14 protein-coding genes are annotated in these 15,348 nt (G+C 62.6%); 6 read left to right on the forward strand and 8 right to left on the reverse strand.

Going from position 1 to position 15,348, the window contains the following annotated elements:
- The coding region (locus VK804_RS29275) for a cyclase family protein (protein ID WP_414642863.1) at positions 1-268 on the forward strand (268 nt) is incomplete at its 5' end.
- A gap of 72 nt (positions 269-340) precedes the next feature.
- On the opposite strand, the gene VK804_RS29280 is transcribed toward VK804_RS29275, so the two are convergent.
- Complete coding sequence (locus tag VK804_RS29280; RefSeq protein ID WP_325376746.1) at positions 341-2,005, reverse strand: methyl-accepting chemotaxis protein; 1,665 nt, start codon at positions 2,003-2,005, stop codon at positions 341-343.
- Positions 2,006-2,400: 395 nt separating this feature from the next.
- On the opposite strand from VK804_RS29280, the gene VK804_RS29285 reads away from it, so the two are divergent.
- Positions 2,401-3,288: an alpha/beta hydrolase gene (locus VK804_RS29285; protein WP_325376748.1), complete on the forward strand. Its 888-nt coding sequence runs from the start codon at positions 2,401-2,403 to the stop codon at positions 3,286-3,288.
- Between the two features lie 30 nt (positions 3,289-3,318).
- Here the strand turns inward: VK804_RS29285 and VK804_RS29290 are convergent, their stop codons facing one another.
- From VK804_RS29290 to VK804_RS29300, 3 genes are all read right to left on the reverse strand, one after another.
- On the reverse strand, positions 3,319-3,933 hold the full coding sequence (locus VK804_RS29290; protein ID WP_325376750.1) for a nitroreductase family deazaflavin-dependent oxidoreductase: 615 nt from the start codon (positions 3,931-3,933) through the stop codon (positions 3,319-3,321).
- Positions 3,934-3,996: 63 nt separating this feature from the next.
- Positions 3,997-5,001 (reverse strand): tRNA dihydrouridine(20/20a) synthase DusA, encoded by a 1,005-nt coding sequence (gene dusA / locus VK804_RS29295; protein ID WP_325376752.1) that lies wholly within the window; start codon positions 4,999-5,001, stop codon positions 3,997-3,999.
- Between the two features lie 51 nt (positions 5,002-5,052).
- The gene (locus tag VK804_RS29300; RefSeq protein ID WP_325376755.1) at positions 5,053-5,556 is read right to left on the reverse strand and encodes an Lrp/AsnC family transcriptional regulator; all 504 of its coding nucleotides are present in this window, start codon (positions 5,554-5,556) and stop codon (positions 5,053-5,055) included.
- Between the two features lie 142 nt (positions 5,557-5,698).
- Between VK804_RS29300 and ald the strand changes: the two genes are divergently transcribed.
- Entirely contained in the window at positions 5,699-6,808 is a 1,110-nt protein-coding gene (gene ald / locus VK804_RS29305; RefSeq protein WP_325376757.1) for an alanine dehydrogenase, read from the forward strand.
- 178 nt (positions 6,809-6,986) lie between these two features.
- The gene (locus tag VK804_RS29310; RefSeq protein WP_325376759.1) at positions 6,987-8,411 is read left to right on the forward strand and encodes a B12-binding domain-containing radical SAM protein; all 1,425 of its coding nucleotides are present in this window, start codon (positions 6,987-6,989) and stop codon (positions 8,409-8,411) included.
- Between the two features lie 219 nt (positions 8,412-8,630).
- On the opposite strand, the gene VK804_RS29315 is transcribed toward VK804_RS29310, so the two are convergent.
- Both VK804_RS29315 and VK804_RS29320 read right to left on the reverse strand, forming a co-directional pair.
- Positions 8,631-10,319, reverse strand: a complete 1,689-nt coding sequence (locus tag VK804_RS29315; RefSeq protein WP_325376761.1) for a hypothetical protein — start codon at positions 10,317-10,319, stop codon at positions 8,631-8,633.
- A 90-nt stretch (positions 10,320-10,409) separates the two neighbouring features.
- Positions 10,410-11,414: a tripartite tricarboxylate transporter substrate binding protein gene (locus VK804_RS29320; protein ID WP_325376763.1), complete on the reverse strand. Its 1,005-nt coding sequence runs from the start codon at positions 11,412-11,414 to the stop codon at positions 10,410-10,412.
- A gap of 122 nt (positions 11,415-11,536) precedes the next feature.
- Here VK804_RS29320 and VK804_RS29325 point away from each other — a divergent pair, with 122 nt between their 5' ends.
- Both VK804_RS29325 and VK804_RS29330 read left to right on the forward strand, forming a co-directional pair.
- The gene (locus tag VK804_RS29325) at positions 11,537-12,718 is read left to right on the forward strand and encodes an FAD-dependent monooxygenase (protein WP_325376765.1); all 1,182 of its coding nucleotides are present in this window, start codon (positions 11,537-11,539) and stop codon (positions 12,716-12,718) included.
- A gap of 585 nt (positions 12,719-13,303) precedes the next feature.
- The gene (locus VK804_RS29330; protein WP_325376767.1) at positions 13,304-13,840 is read left to right on the forward strand and encodes a hypothetical protein; all 537 of its coding nucleotides are present in this window, start codon (positions 13,304-13,306) and stop codon (positions 13,838-13,840) included.
- 15 nt (positions 13,841-13,855) lie between these two features.
- On the opposite strand, the gene VK804_RS29335 is transcribed toward VK804_RS29330, so the two are convergent.
- On the reverse strand, positions 13,856-14,176 hold the full coding sequence (locus tag VK804_RS29335) for a helix-turn-helix domain-containing protein (protein ID WP_325376769.1): 321 nt from the start codon (positions 14,174-14,176) through the stop codon (positions 13,856-13,858).
- A 116-nt stretch (positions 14,177-14,292) separates the two neighbouring features.
- A complete protein-coding gene (locus VK804_RS29340) occupies positions 14,293-15,342 on the reverse strand; it encodes a hydroxyacid dehydrogenase (protein WP_325376771.1) in 1,050 nt (349 codons plus the stop codon).
- Between the last annotated feature and the right edge of the window lie 6 nt (positions 15,343-15,348).

A 15,348-nucleotide genomic window follows, 5' to 3' on the forward strand; every position in this document is an offset into this window, starting at 1 on the left:
TTTTCCTGGCCTCGCGGTGGAAAGCGTGCATTGGCTCGCGGACCGCGGCATCGGAATGTTTGGCGTGGAGGCGGTGAGCCCGGCCCCTGAGGGCGAACCGAACTTCCAGGCTCATCTTGCATGTGGCGAACGGGGAATCACACACATGGAATGCCTTGCCAATCTCGACAAGCTGGTAGGACGCGGCCGATTCCGTTTCATCGGCTTCCCTCTCAAGATCCGCGGCGGCACCGCAAGCCCTATCCGCGCCGTCGCGATCTTCGAGTGAACGCCCCAAATCTTACGTTGCACACAATGTGAACGCGGCGGCGCTGGATGCCTGTTCTAAGATCGCGCCGGGCTACGCCGCCCGGACTGTCGTCAGAAAACTCTCAACCTCTTGCTTCAGGCGTTCGGACTGTTTTCCGAGTTCGCCCGCGGAACTGAGGACCAGTTCGGCAGCGGCTCCCACCTCGCCTGAGGCCTTGGTCACGTCAGAAATGTTTTGCATGACCCCCTGGGTCCCCTGAGCTGCCTCCTGCACGCTGTGGGCGATTTCCCTGGTCGATCCACGCTGCTGCTCGACTGCTGAAGCAATTTTCGTCGCGATATCGTTGATCTGGCCGATCGTGGCGCCAATCTCGCGAATGGCTTCGGCCGTCGTTCCGGTAGCGTTGCGGATCGCCTCAATCTGATCGGCGATCTCCTCTGTTGCCTTGGCGGTCTGTGTCGACAGCGCCTTCACCTCGTTTGCCACCACGGCAAAGCCCCTGCCCGCGTCACCGGCTCGCGCGGCTTCGATGGTCGCGTTCAAGGCCAGAAGATTGGTCTGAGCGGCAATGTTTTGAATGAGGCCCATCACCTCACCAATTTTCTGTGTGGCCGCCAGCAAGCCTTCCACCATCGTATTGGTATGATCGGCCTGAGCAACCGCGCTTTGCGCGATCGATGCCGAGTGGTCAATCTGACGGGAGATTTCCTGGCTGGATTTCGACAGTTCCTCGGCTGCGGCAGCCACGGTCTGCACATTTCCAGTGGTCTGCTGTGCGGCTGAGGCGACGGTCGAGCTCCGTCGCGTCGTCTCCATTGCAATTGACGACAGCGACTGCGCCGAGCGCTGCATTTCGGCAGCTGATGAAGCCGCGCCGGCGACAATCGAGCCGACGCTCTTCTCGAACACGCTCGCGATCTGGTTCATAGCCACCTTGCGCTCCGCAACGGCGCGAGCTGCCGCCTCTTCCCGCTCGGTACGGAGGCGTTCGGCGTCAATCAATCGATCCTTGAACACAGAAAGGCTGCGCGCAATGTGGCCGATCTCGTTGCGATGCTCGACGAACGGGACCTCGACGTTCAGGTCGCCCTTGGCCAGATCATCCATGGTGCCGCATATTTTGCCAAGCGGACGAACCAGGCCGCGACCAAGGATGAAGGCGGCCATCCCGGCAATGAGCAAGCCGCCCAATCCTCCGAGCGCGATCCAGACAGCCCGGGCGAACACCACCGCGTCGACATCGTCGGTGTAGACGCCTGCCTGGATGGCAAGCATCTGATCGCCCTCACCATACCCTCCGGCATAGGTCAGCTTCGGCAACTCCGGCCCGCCGGTTGCTTTTGGCACCTCGTATACGAGGAAGCCACCGCCGGCACGCGCCTGGCCGATGATACTTTGGATCAGCAGCTGACCCTTGTTATCCCGGTAGTCCCAGCGATTGACATTGATGTATTTAGGGTTGGCATGCACGTAGGTAACGCCGGCATTCTTGCCCCCGGCATCGTAGATTCCGAGGTAGTCGCCGGATTGGCCCCAGCGCATGGCGCCGATCGCATCGAAGGCAAGACGCCGTGCGTCCTCCGGAGAAATCTTGCCGGCTTTGGCTTTCTCGTCATAGGTCAGGAGAATCTTCTTCGCCGCCTGGACCATATCGAACACCTTGGTTCGACGCTCCTCGAATACGGTATCGCGAAGAACCATCACCTGGGCAAAAAGCGCGGCAACGAAGACGATGGTTAGAACCGCGATGATCAAGCCAAATCGTTGGTAGACACTGAGGTGTCGCATCATAGGCCCTTCGTTAGATTAGCGATTCTGACGGTACCTATTTACGGTTAAACGGTTAACCCAATATTGAAAAAACGTTCGATAGCTGCAGCTTGAGCGGCAAAGCTCCCGCCGGCCACCAGCTCGCCATCGCCCGTCGGCAGCGCCGCGACGGGGTCCATGGCGACTTCAGCCTGCGCTACGAATGATGCCCTGCGCCGGATCGGCGACGTCGGCCGCGATTGCAGCGCCCAACCTCCTGATCTGTGGTACATAGCGCTCAAAATATCCTTAGGCCCGTTGCGACGGCCCAAGTGCCGGGAAGGGCCGGGAAATGCTGGGCGCCGGCCGCACGGACCGCGTGCAAGACAAGGGAGGAACCGATGATCGATTCGAGCCGACGCACCGTTCTTGCAAGCGGTGCTGCCGCCGCGGCGGCAAGCGCAGTGGGCCAAGTGTTCGCCCAGACACAAGCTCAGGCACAGCCGGCGGGGGCGGTTCCGGGATTGCCTGACGGCGCCAAGGTCGGCTTCTACGAGAAGGGCAATGTCCGCATCCGCTACGCCGAGATCGGCTCAGGCTTCCCGCTGCTGGCGACGCCCGGCGGCGGCTTGAATTCCTGCATGGCCGTTTGGTCGCGTGCGGTGATCAACATTCCGGAGGAGTTCAAGGGTGACTTCCGCGTGATCACCATGGACCAGCGCAACGCCACGGGCGGCGAGTCCACCGGACCGGTGCCATCAGACGATCCCTGGAGCGCGTTTGCCGACGACCAGCTGGGCGTGATGGATCATCTCGGCATCGACAGGTTCTTCTTCTTCGGCAACTGCATCGGCGGCCCGTTCGCGATGAAGTTGATGGAGAAGGCACCGCAGCGCATCGTTGCGGCGATATTGAGCCAGCCGGTCGGGCACAACCCGAGGGTCCCGGATTACATGTACGACGCCGGCAAGACTGTCTGGGCGAAGGAGCTGCGCGAGCGCCGGAGCGACGTCTCGATGGAGACCATCGAGAAATATCTGCACAACCTTTATCGCGTGCGGCCGGATTTCGTGTACAGCGTATCGCGCGATTTCGCGAAATCATGCCAGACGTCGATGCTGGTGCTGCCTGACGACGTCGACGCGCATCCGCTGGTGGCTTCGATCGATGTCGCCTCGCTCTGCCCGAATGCCGAGATCACGGTGTTCCCCTGGAAGGAGCCGCCGGAGCTGAAAGCGCGCACCATCAACCGCGCGCGCACCTTCCTGAAGCGGCATCAGACGGCGTAGCGAAGCCGGAATCACCGGGATCGTTGCGTCCTAATGAACGGGATCCAACACGACGACCGGTATCTCGCGGTCGGTCTTGAGCTGATAGTCGGCGTAGGGCGGCCAAAATTCGAGCGCCTTTTTCCAAAGTCGGAGGCGTTCCTCGCCCGCCGCCGTCCTGGCCCGCGCGTTCATCTTCTTGGTGCCGACTTGTACTTCGACGTCGGGGTTCGCGAGAATATTGCGATACCACCCCGGGTGTTCGGGCGCGCCTCCCTTTGAGGCGACGACGAAGTAACTGCCGCCGTCCGTTCCGTAAAACAGCGGGAATATGAACTTGTCGCCGGACTTGCGGCCGGTGGTGGTCAGCAACAGTGACGGCGCCGTGATCTCCCCTCGCCCCGGCACGGTTGCCTTGTAGATGTGCCCGTCGGTTCCCCCGCTGGCAATATAGCGGTTCGCATGCTCGAGCATCCAGCCCGGCAGGTTCGGAGCGAGTTTGGCTTCAGTCATCGCAGCCTCCTTCAAAAGTTGCAGGGAGCATACCATCGGGCGGGTAATCGGCCAATCCGGCTGCAAGTGAAATCGATTTGGCGCTTGTGGAGTGACGACATTGCTGCTGCGGGCGTTGACGCGCGGGTCGGTGGCGTAGCCGATCCACAGCACGATCTGGTCCGGTCGCAATAGAACTCGTCATGCCCGGGCTGGACCCGGCCATGACGAAAAATATCATGCAGCGATGGAATCTGCCGCCCGCTCTTCGACCAGCGCGATCGCGTCGCGCAGCACGCTCGCGCCGGCGCCCGGCCTGACGCCGTTCTCGGCGAGGTGGCGGCGGAACGCGCGCGCGCCGGGCACGCCGTGAAACGCGCCGACGAAATGCCGCGTGATCGAATGCAGCCGCGTGCCGCGGCCGAGTTCGTCCTCGATATAGGGCATCATCGCCGCGAACACGTCTTTCATGCTCGCATGCGGCGCAGCTTCGCCGAATAGTTCGGAATCGGCGGACAATAGCCGCCACGGCTCCTGATAGGCCGCGCGTCCCAGCATCACGCCATCGACATGCGCCATATGGGCTTTCGCCTCGGCCAGGCTTGCGATGCCGCCATTGATGACGACGGGCACGCCGGGCTGGGCGGCCTTCAGCCGATAGACCCTGTTGTAATCGAGCGGCGGAATGTCGCGATTTTCCTTCGGCGACAATCCGTTGAGCCAAGCTTTTCGGGCGTGCACGATCAGCGCATCGGCCCCAGCCGCGACCACCGCGCGCGCCAGCGTATCCAGCGCGATTTCGGGATCCTGATCGTCGATGCCGAGCCGGCACTTGACGGTGACGGGAATGCCAACCGCGCGCTTCATGGCCTCGACGCCGCGCGCGACCAGCGCCGGCTCCGCCATCAGGCAGGCGCCGAAGCGGCCGTCCTTCACCCGGTCCGACGGACAGCCGACATTGAGGTTGATCTCGTCATAGCCAAACTCCTCGCCGATCTTCGCAGCCGTTGCGAGGTCGCGCGCCTCCGAGCCGCCAAGCTGCAGCGCGACCGGATGTTCGCGCGTATCGAAACCGAGCAGCCGCCCGCGATCGCCATGCAGGATGGCCCCGGTCGTGAGCATCTCCGTGTAGAGCCGGGCGCGGCGCGTCATCAGGCGATGGAAGACGCGGCAATGCCGGTCGGTCCAGTCCATCATCGGGGCGACGGAAAAGCGTCGCTCTATCAGGTTGTTCTCACGCATCCTTCTCTAATTAGGCGAAGCCGGCCGTGGGAGCAACCAGATCGCACCCGGCTATCCCGCGGCGTGGCCGGCGCGGGCTTTGCGCGATCCCGCGAACACCACCGGCGGCACCGCGCGGTTCACCACCTCGCGCATGGCAAAGCTCGACTGGATCCGCGCCACCCGCGGCAGGCGCGACAGTTCGGTGCGGTGAATGCGCTCGAAATCCTCGATGTCGCGCGCCATCACGATGACGATGTAGTCGTCGCTGCCCGACATCAGGAAACACCGGACCACCGACGGACAATTGATGACGGCGGCCTCGAACGATTTCAGCGCGGCATCGTTCTGGCTATCGAGCGTGACCCGGACCAGGACGGTGGTGGCAAGCCCGAAGCGGGTCAAATCCAGCACGGCCTGATAGCCGCGGATGAAGCCCGCTTCCTCCAGCGCCTTTTGCCGGCGCGCGATCGCGGTGCTCGACAACCCGACCCGACCGGCGAGGTCGACCTGGCTTGCCCGGGCATTGCCTGATAGTTCCGCGAGGATGGTGATATCGATGGCATCGAGCTTCATTGATTTGGATTCCTGCGCGTAACGGAAAAATGATGAAGATTTCCGGCAATACGCCGCATTAATGCACGAAGATCGCAAGTTTCCAAACCCGAATCTGCCCTACATATTGAGGGAAGGGCTTGAAGCCAGGGAGTGTCGAGCCATGCGCGTCGGAGTGCCCAGGGAAATCAAGGTTCAGGAATACCGCGTCGGCCTCACCCCGGCCGCGGTTCGCGAATATGTCGCGGCCGGCCACAGTGTCGCGGTCGAGACCAACGCGGGCGCGGGGATCGGCGCGACCGATGAGGTCTACCGCAAGGCCGGCGCCGTCATCGCCGACACCGCGGCGGAGGTCTTTGCCACCAGCGACATGATCGTGAAGGTGAAGGAACCGCAGGCGCGCGAATGGATCCAGCTGCGCGAGGGCCAGATTCTCTTCACCTATCTGCATCTGGCGCCGGACCCGGAGCAGGCGCGCGGCCTGATGGAATCGGGCTGCACCGCCATCGCCTATGAAACCGTCACGGACGCCAATGGTCACCTGCCCCTGCTTGCGCCGATGAGCGAGGTGGCGGGACGGCTTTCGATCGAGGCCGCGGGCGAGGCGTTGAAGCGCAGTGCGGGCGGCCGCGGCATCCTGCTCGGCGGCGTGCCGGGCGTGGCGCCGGCCCGCGTCGTCGTGCTCGGCGGCGGGGTGGTCGGCACCCATGCGGCGCGGATGGCGGCAGGCCTCGGCGCCGAAGTCACGGTACTCGACCGCTCGCTGCCGCGGCTGCGCGAGCTCGATGAACTGTTCTCGGGGCGAGTACGCACCCGCTTCCCGACCACGGAAGCGATCGAAGAAGAGGTATTTTCAGCCGATGCCGTGATCGGCGCCGTTCTCGTCCCCGGCGCCAGCGCGCCAAAGCTCGTCACCCGAAAAATGCTGAGGTCGATGCGGCAGGGTTCGGTGCTGGTGGATGTTGCCATCGACCAGGGCGGCTGTTTCGAGACCTCGCATCCCACCACGCATGCCGATCCGACTTATGTGGTCGACGGCATCATCCATTATTGCGTGGCCAACATGCCCGGCGCGGTGCCGCTGACTTCGAGCCATGCGCTGAACAACGCCACGCTGCCGTTTGGCCTGGAGATTGCGCGGCTTGGTTTTGCCGCCGTCGAGCAAAATCCCTATTTGCGCGCCGGCCTGAACGTTCACCGCGGCCGCATCACCAACAAGGCGGTTGCCGACAGCCTCGGGCTGTCCTGCCCACCGGAGCCGATCGCTGCCTGAGCCGCGACAGCCGTCCTTGACCACGACGCTGCCTCTCCGTCGCGGAACCTCGCTGGCTGTACGGTCACCGACATAGCGCCGTGCGGAACCCCGAGCCGGGCGACGGGACAGCCCTTGAGAATCTTCCTGGGCGTAATCACGTTGGAGCGTGCACCCTGTCCTGCAACAGGAGGTTCTCGTGCCCACGCGCATCATCCACCTCATCAATCCCAAGACCGACTCGCTGACGACCCGTCCCATCTACCTCAATCGCGCGCTCTACTCCCCGCTGGCCGGCTTGCTGGCGGTAGCCGCGTGCATTCCGCAAGACCAGTACGAGGTCGTGCTGACCGACGAGAATATCGAGACCATCGACTTCGATCTGAAAGCCGATCTGGTCGGAATTTCCGCGATGACGAGCTACGTCAACCGCGGATATGAAATTGCCGACCAGTTCCGCGCCCGGGGCATTCCGGTAGCCATGGGCGGCGTCCATCCGAGCTTCATGGCGCAGGAAGCCTTGCAGCATTGCGACGCCGTCGTGGTCGGGGAAGTCGAACTCGTCATCGACCGGCTGCTCGACGATCTCAGGCACGGCGCGATGTGTGGAATCTACAAGTCCGAAAAGCTGCATTCCATGGTCGGCATGCCGATGCCGCGCTATGACCTGCTCAAGAAACACCGCTACGTCAACAAGACCTTCGTGCAGACGTCGCGCGGCTGCCATCAGGGTTGCACCTTCTGCGCCGAGCCGCTGATGAACGGCCTCAAGTTCCGCTATCGTCCCGTGGACGAGGTCATCCATGAGATGGAGAATTGCGGCGCCCGCACCATCTCGATCAACGATGCGGATTTCTTCGGCACCCCCGAACGGCCCAAGGAAGTGATGCGCGCGCTCAGGGGCCGCGGCCTGCAATGGCAGGCCGGCGTCACCTCCAAGCTGGCGCAGGACGACCGCATGCTGGAGCTTGCGGCCGAAAGCGGCTGCACCATGCTGAGCATCGGGTTCGAATCGATCTCGCGCGAGACGCTGAAAAGCGTGCACAAGCACGTCAACCGTCCCGAGAACTTCATGGCGCTGGTGGAGAAGGTTCACTCCTACGGCATCATGGTGTTCGGCCTGTTCATGTTCGGATTCGACGGCGACGATACGTCGGTGTTCGACGAAACCGTGCAATTCAACATCGCGGCGAACTACGACGCCTGCGCCTATTCGGTGCTGACGCCCTATCCGGGCACGCTGACCTGGTACGAAATGAAGAAGGCCGGACGCATCGTGTCGTTCGACTGGACGAAGTACGACCAGGGCCATGTCGTTTACCGCCCCGCGGGAATGTCGCCGGATGAACTTCGCATCGGCCAGCGCGGCGCCTATGAGGGATTTTATTCGGCGTCCTCGATCGCCGATCGCTTCCCGCTGTGGGGAAAACGGCATCGCGCGCAATGGATGATCTACAACCTCTTCATGCGCAGGGCTTCGCGAACCGAAAACATCCACTCGATCGCGGCGCCCACTGCCGAGCCGGAGCAGGCGCCGATGCCCCCGATCCTGCCGGTGAAGCGCGAATGGCGTGCGGCCGTGCTGGAGGCGGCCGACACCGCGGCGAGCCACTGGGGCGCATAGCGGGCGCTTGGGAGGCCGAGGCGATCCCTGATTGGCTCACCTCGATCGTCCCGCGGATCGAAGCTTTCGGGGGTGCCGAGACTCCGCTCCGGCAGGTTCTCTGCAACGAATACGACGCTGGCCTCGGATGGCATCGCGACAAGCCGCGCTTCGACGGGGTGTTCGGGCTGTCGCTCGGATCGGCCGGCAGGTTCCGGTTCCGGGGACAATAGAAACGCTTCACGCTGAATGCGGATCCCCGGTCGCTATACCTGCTGCCCGGTCCGTCGCGACGGACGCTTGTGGCCCTCGAGATGATTTCACCCACTCTCTCAACCTATCGAATTCCGTATCATTGCTCAGGACAGAAGTCGCTTCAAAATCAGATTGTTCGGTCAAGGCGACAAAAATGAGTTTTCTGAAGAGCGACGAATTGAAGTACGATGTGTGGGTCAACTCGAATGCCGCGATGGCATCGGAAAAATTCGGAACGACCGCCGTATTGCTGGCATCCATTGCCGCGCAGAGTTCGCGACGCAACGAATGAACCACCACAAGCGACTGTGAATCATCGAAGACACTAAGTTGGGTGGTAACGTCGTCCGGCATCGGCAGGGGCGCGTGCCGAGACCACATTGGCCTGCTGGAAATAGCGGTAATTTTTTGACCTGGACGGTCCAAGCCGAGCAGCAGCCCCTGAATGCGCTGATCGACTTGATTTCCGGCCCAGGCAAAGCTCGCCCTCATCAGCCGGCGGAGACCGCGCAGTGCCAAGATGCCGGCTGCGAAGATGATTGCTATCGCTAGTCCGATTTTCGCGGCCCGCTCCGGCGAGTTTATTGCGGCGGAACCGAGAGCGATGAGATATTCGGAAGAAAACGCGGGTTGCAGCTGACTGGCTGCCGAAAAAAGCACCATCCAAATCACGCCCAAGAAGACAAACAGTACCGCGGAAAGAACGGAAAACAGGTCCGACGTTCTCGTCAGGATTCTCGGTATCAAGAAGGAGGACGCAGGTCTGAGCGACGTCGCGCGCGACAATCCTCCGACCGCCTCATCGAGCGTATGAGCAAAACCGAGCCACCTGGACTCGAACAGCTCACGTGCAAGGCGAATGTTGGCGGGGGTGATCGTCCCGTCCGCCTTTGCACGCTCTTCAACGAAGAGCTTGCCCGCGAACCACACCCCAAAAGCGACGGCCAACAGGTAAGTGCTGAAAATGATGCTCATCGAACGCGACTTGAACTTGGCATGCGACCGGGCCGCATCGTCAGCCCTCGCCTGCTCGTCGCACAGCTTCTTCCGGGCCTCGGAATCCTGCGGTGTTTGCTCTCGGTCCCCGAGTCCGCCTATCGCTTTGGAGAACGCCTCCGCATGAGCACCGCATCCCAGGATTGGGGGCACTGGATCGATGTTCCTGAAGCCTGCATCCAGGGAGATGAGCTGGCGATTGAGAAACGCGCCGGGGGTGGTCGCGGAAATAGTAAGGCCGCCGATAAAGCCGAGAAACAGAATTATGATTAGAATCGGAAGCCATATCTGCGCCAACGCGCTTGTCCCTGAAAGATGAAGAAAGGGAGTTCCTACGGTGATTGCCTTGCGCATGTTGGGCAACGGCTGCTTTGATTGGCAGGCAAGGAGCAGGGCGTTGCTTATGATGGAACCGCCATGAGAGTGGCCGATAAGGACATAATGCTCGCCTCTGGATTCAAGCTGCTGGCAACGTTCAAGCAACGCTGCCGCTGATTTTCGCCTGGAATTTTCGGTATTGCGGCCGTCCCAGCGCAACCGTAGGAACGTGAGGCTGCCTTTTCTGGCCGCGACGCTCTCCCGAAGCTGGGTCTCGAAAGGTGAACCGAGCTGCCACCACTGATCGCCTCTCTCTGGCCCGGCTGCGAATGTGCCGTGAACGAAAATGATAGTAGGCAATGATCCCTCCAGACAAAGGACGTGCAGCGAAATTCGACGACCCAGTGCCGGCACCCCATTAAAGCCGCATGTGGAAGTCGGCCTTCCACCCTATTGCAGCTTGATATCCGCCTCCTTGATCACACTGCCCCAGCGCTCGACCTCTTCGCGCATGTAGGTCGCGGCCTTCTCGGGGGAGCCGCCGAAGGTTTCCGCCGACATTTTCTTGAGACGATCCCGGATGTCCGGCTGGCGCAGCGCGTCGTTGACGTCGGCGTTGATCTTGCCGGTGATATCCTTCGGTGTGCCCGGCGGCGCCCCGATCGCATACCAGGCCACCGCCTCGAAGCCGGGCAATGTTTCCGCGATTGTCGGCACATCGGGCAGCGACGGCAGGCGCTGGCTCGAGGCTACCGCCAGCAGCTTGAGATTGCCGGCCTCGACGAGCGGCAAGGATGACCCGAGATTGTCGAACATCAGGTCGACATCGCCGGCGAGCAGGCCCTGCAGCGCGGGCGCCGAGCCGCGATAGGGAATGGCGCGCAGCTTTACCTTGGCCATGGCTTGGAAAAGTTCGGCGGTCAGATGGGACGTCGTGCCGTTACCCTGGGTAGCGGCCGTCACCTTGTCGGGGTTTTTGCGTAGGTAATCGATCAGTTCGGCCACACTCGATGCCTTGATGCTCTTTGGGTTGACGATCAGCGCGTTCGGCACATGGGCCATGACGATGACCGGCTCGAATTTGGCGGGGTCGAAGCCGAGGTTCGGATAGATATTCTGGTTGATCACCAGCGGCGGCGGCGGCGAGGCCAGCAGCGTGTAGCCGTCGGGCGGCGCATGATAGACGAATTCGGCGCCGATATTGCCGCCGGCCCCGGTGCGGTTCTCGATGATGACCGGCTGGCCCCATTTGCGCGACAGGAAGTCTGCGACCAGCCGCGGAACGGCGTCGGCGGTGCCGCCGGCCGCAAAGGGCACGATGATCCTGACGGCGCGATCGGGATAATCTTGCGCACGCGCTGCCGTGACGGCCAGCGCGTATATCGCTAACAACAGCGCCGGCACGGCGGCATATCGGCCAAGCAAAACCAGGCACCGGCTGCGCAGGCGTGGCATGAGCTTCCTTCCCTGATTTCTTGACGGTCGTACCTTGCCTGATGTCAAAGTGCCCCGGACTGTGTGAGGATACAACGGCGTAACCGGATTTTTTTAAGCCCCGCGCGAACAGGAGTTGAATGGTGCAATCCCGTCTGAATGTCGCGATCGTGGGCGGCGGAATCGGAGGTTTGTTCGCGGCCAACGCGCTCAAGGCGCAAGGCGTGCGGGTTGCGGTCTACGAACAGGCGCCCGCGATCGGCGAGATCGGGGCCGGCGTGTTTCTCACCCCCAACAGCGTGCGGCATCTGCAGCGGATCGGATTGGGGCCGGAAGTCGAGAAATGGGGAGCCCGCGTCGGCAAGGAGTCGCGCTATTTCCGCCACGACGGCGCGCCGATCGCGCCGGTCCAGGTGACGGATTCGTCGGGCTGGAATGCCACCTTCGGCATGCACCGCGCCGATCTCGTGGCAATGCTGGCGGCTCACCTGCCCGCCGGCACCGTCCATGCCGGGCATCGCTGCACGGGTTTTGAACAGGACAGCGACATCGCACGCGTTTCATTCGCCAACGGCGTTTCGGTCGAGGCCGATATCGTCATCGCCGCCGATGGCATCCATTCCGAGCTGCGGCCTTATGTGTTCGCCTCATCCCAACCGGTGTTTTCGGGATCGGTCGCCTATCGCGGGCTGGTGGCGCATGAGCGCGTGGCGGATTGGCCTGTCGACCGCTGGCAGATGTGGCTCGGCCAAGGCCGCCACTTCCTCGCCTTTCCCGTGCGCGCGGGACAGCTGATCAACTATGTCGGCTTCGTGCCGACCGACGAGGAGATGAAGGAATCCTGGTCGGCGCCCGGCGATCCCGACGTTCTCAGGGCGGCGTTTGCGGGCTGGGATCCGCGCATCGGGCAATTGCTGAAAGAGGTTCAGCTCACCTTCCGCTGGGCGCTCTATGACCGCGAGCCGCTGCCGGTCTGGACCAGGCAACGGCTGAGCCTGCTCGGCGATGCCGCCCATCCGATGCTGCCGCATCTCGGACAAGGCGCCAATCAATCGATCGAGGACGGCATCGCGCTTGCCACCATATTGGCGCGGGCAGACCGCGCGACCGCGCCATCGGCGCTAACAGCCTATGAGCGGCTACGCCGGGAGCGGGTGGCGCAAGTCCAGCGCGGCGCGCGCGAGAACGGGCTGCGCTATGATTCCGCCTATTCGGATCTGGGTGTCAGGGACGCGGAGATATCGGCCCATGCCGCCTTCCGCAGGCGGCTCTATGACCACGACGTGGTTCCGGACGCGCAGGCCGCAGCAGAAGCGCTGGCGTAACGGCTGGAGCTACGCGCCGACGGCCGGCAGGCTCGCCGCCGCAATGGCGACGATCTCGGCAAGGCGGCGGCGGACCTTGGCAGGCGCCGATCGCAGCAATGATCGCAGGTGTCGCATGGTCTCGATTTCCTCTGGAGCCGGCGGAAACATCGCTCAGCCAAGTGCCCACCATCAAAATGGGACTGGCCCAAAGGCGTGTCGAGGGCGCATCGAAAATAGCAACGTGCCTGTCGTCCGATCCGTTTCAGACAGTGGTTTTGTTGCCGTGCCGAAACCAACCGCAGCTGGAATCTTCTATCGCGACAAGAGGATCGTCGCCCTCATCCGCGCGGGACAGCTTCGGGGTCGGCGAGCGGGCTCACGGCACGCCGGTACCATAGCGCGAGCCGGCCGTAACGGCCGAACGTGATGCCGCCGAGGAACGCGCCGCCGGCAATCAGCGCCAGCGCCCTCCCTCTTGATCATTACTACTAAAATAATAGTGACTTCTCAAATAATAGTTTATAGCCGGATATCCTAGACTAAAGCCCGTCCCATGTTACTTCGCGCGCTATCCCGAATGATGACGACAGAGGGGTCACGTCCATGAAGACCGTTAGCATCAGGCAACAATTTGTACGGGCCACTCTGTTGTTTCATTTCATCGGCCTCGCGCTGTGCGTCGGGACGATCTTCGCCAACCTCATCATCGACCGGCAAACGCGCGGCACGGACCTGCACCTCCTCTCGGTTGGACGCAACCTCATCACTGCGTCCAGCCACAGCCTGATCCAGACCGGCTTCCTGTTGATGATGGCGACGGGAATCCTGCTGGTGCTGCTGCGCTACGGATGGCGCGTGCCGGTTTGGGCCTGGATCAAGTTCGGTCTCAGCATCGCGATCTTGTCGATCTCGATTTTCGCGCTGACGCCCGCCACAGACGCGGCGACGCAGTGGGCGCGGTGGTCCGCCGAGCACGGTCAGCTGGCGCCGCAATTTCTCGACAATATCGCGCGGACGGGACCTTACGGCGCAACCATCCTGGTCCTGTTGCTGGTGACGACCATCGTTGCGATCTGGAAACCGTTCTCGGGCGGGATTGCGGCAAGGCGCGCGCGTGTCGAGGCAGCGGAAGCGGCTTGAGCGGAGAGATGCCCATCACGGGCGGGTATACTTCTCGCCCCATGCTTTGAGCGCGCGAAGCACCGGCCTGAGCTCCGTGCCCTTGGCAGTCAGCACGTATTCCGCCCGCGGCGGATGATCGGAATAGAAGCGCCGTTCGACGATCCCGTTGTCCTCCAGCGTCTTCAGCCGCGACGAAAGCGTATTGGGACTGATCCCGGACAGCGATTGCTCAAAATCCTGGAATTTACGCGGACCATCCAGCGCAAGATCACGCAGCATCAACATCGTCCAGCGATCGCCGATAATATCCAGCGATCGCGCCATGGGACAATAGCGGTCGGAACCCGCCGGCATCGAATGATCCTGATGGTCCAAAGAAGGAATGGAGTGCAGCAACCGGCCGAAGCCAGCATCACCCATTCAACATATAACTTCAAAAGTCATAGTCAATATAATAGCGGCCGCAACCGCTATCCCGGCGCAAATCCAAACGTCCGCTCAAAACGCCTGACATAGTCGGGCCAGACTTCCGGGTTGATGATGCGCGGCGGACGCTTGCCATCGAGCGCGTCCAGCATCTGCTCGGCGGCGATCCGGCCCATGTTCTCGCGCGCCTCCTTGGTCACGCCCGCGGTATGCGGGCTCGCCAGCACGTTGTCGAATTGCAGCAACGGATGCTGCGGCGGCGGCGGCTCCTTGGACCAGACGTCGAGGCCGGCGCCGGCGATCTGCTTGTTGCGTAGCGCCTCCAGCAGCGCCGCCTCGTCATGAATGAAGCCGCGCGCCGTGGTGATGAAATAGGCATGCTTCTGCATGCTGGCGAATTCGCGCGCGCCGATCATGCCGCGGCTCTCCCTGGTCAACGGACAGTTGATCGACACATAGTCCGAGCGGCGCAGCAATTCGTCGAGCGTGACGTTCTCCCCGCCGCGCTCGGCCATTTCGGTCGCCGACAGATAGGGATCGTAGGCCAGCACGTTCATGCCGAGCAGGCCGCGGCAGAGCGCGGCGATGCGGCGGCCGACATTGCCCAGCCCGACGATGCCGACGGTCTTGCCGTGCACTTCGGTGCCCATCAATTCGTTGCGGTTGACGTTGGCGTCGCGCCGCAGCGCGCGGTCGGCCTGGATGATGCGTTTCGACAAGGTCAAGAGCATGCCGAGCGCGTGCTCGGCGACCGACTGCGCATTGCCGCCGGACTGGTTGACCACCACCACGCCCGCCGCCGTGCAGGCCTCGACATCGACGGGATCAAAGCCCGCGCCGTTGGAGGAGACGATCAGCAGGTTCGGCGCGCGGCGCAACAGGTCGGCATGGACGTGAAAGTGCGGCGCGAGTTCATCGCGCGCGGCGCCGACCTGATAGGCGTGCGCGGCGGCCAGAATTGGAGCCGCGACCTCGTCGGGGCTTTCATTCTCGAGTCGGTCGAGTCGCACGTCGGGCCGGGCCTGCAGGATCTCGGCATAGATCGGATTGGAGAGATATTTGACGTAGAACACGCGCTTGTTGTTGACGCTCATTGAGGG

The sequence above is a fragment of the Bradyrhizobium sp. genome, assembly GCF_035484855.1.
Classification (GTDB): Bacteria; Pseudomonadota; Alphaproteobacteria; order Rhizobiales; family Xanthobacteraceae; genus Bradyrhizobium.

What these genes read in the sequence shown, in the direction of transcription:
- VK804_RS29320 (WP_325376763.1), bottom strand. Translation starts at nt 11,414, where the DNA reads ATGCCACGCCTGCGCAGCCGGTGCCTGGTTTTGCTTGGCCGATATGCC.
- dusA (WP_325376752.1), bottom strand. Translation starts at nt 5,001, where the DNA reads ATGCGTGAGAACAACCTGATAGAGCGACGCTTTTCCGTCGCCCCGATG.
- VK804_RS29330 (WP_325376767.1), top strand. Translation starts at nt 13,304, where the DNA reads ATGAAGACCGTTAGCATCAGGCAACAATTTGTACGGGCCACTCTGTTG.
- VK804_RS29285 (WP_325376748.1), top strand. Translation starts at nt 2,401, where the DNA reads ATGATCGATTCGAGCCGACGCACCGTTCTTGCAAGCGGTGCTGCCGCC.
- VK804_RS29335 (WP_325376769.1), bottom strand. Translation starts at nt 14,176, where the DNA reads ATGCCGGCGGGTTCCGACCGCTATTGTCCCATGGCGCGATCGCTGGAT.
- VK804_RS29340 (WP_325376771.1), bottom strand. Translation starts at nt 15,342, where the DNA reads ATGAGCGTCAACAACAAGCGCGTGTTCTACGTCAAATATCTCTCCAAT.
- ald (WP_325376757.1), top strand. Translation starts at nt 5,699, where the DNA reads ATGCGCGTCGGAGTGCCCAGGGAAATCAAGGTTCAGGAATACCGCGTC.
- VK804_RS29300 (WP_325376755.1), bottom strand. Translation starts at nt 5,556, where the DNA reads ATGAAGCTCGATGCCATCGATATCACCATCCTCGCGGAACTATCAGGC.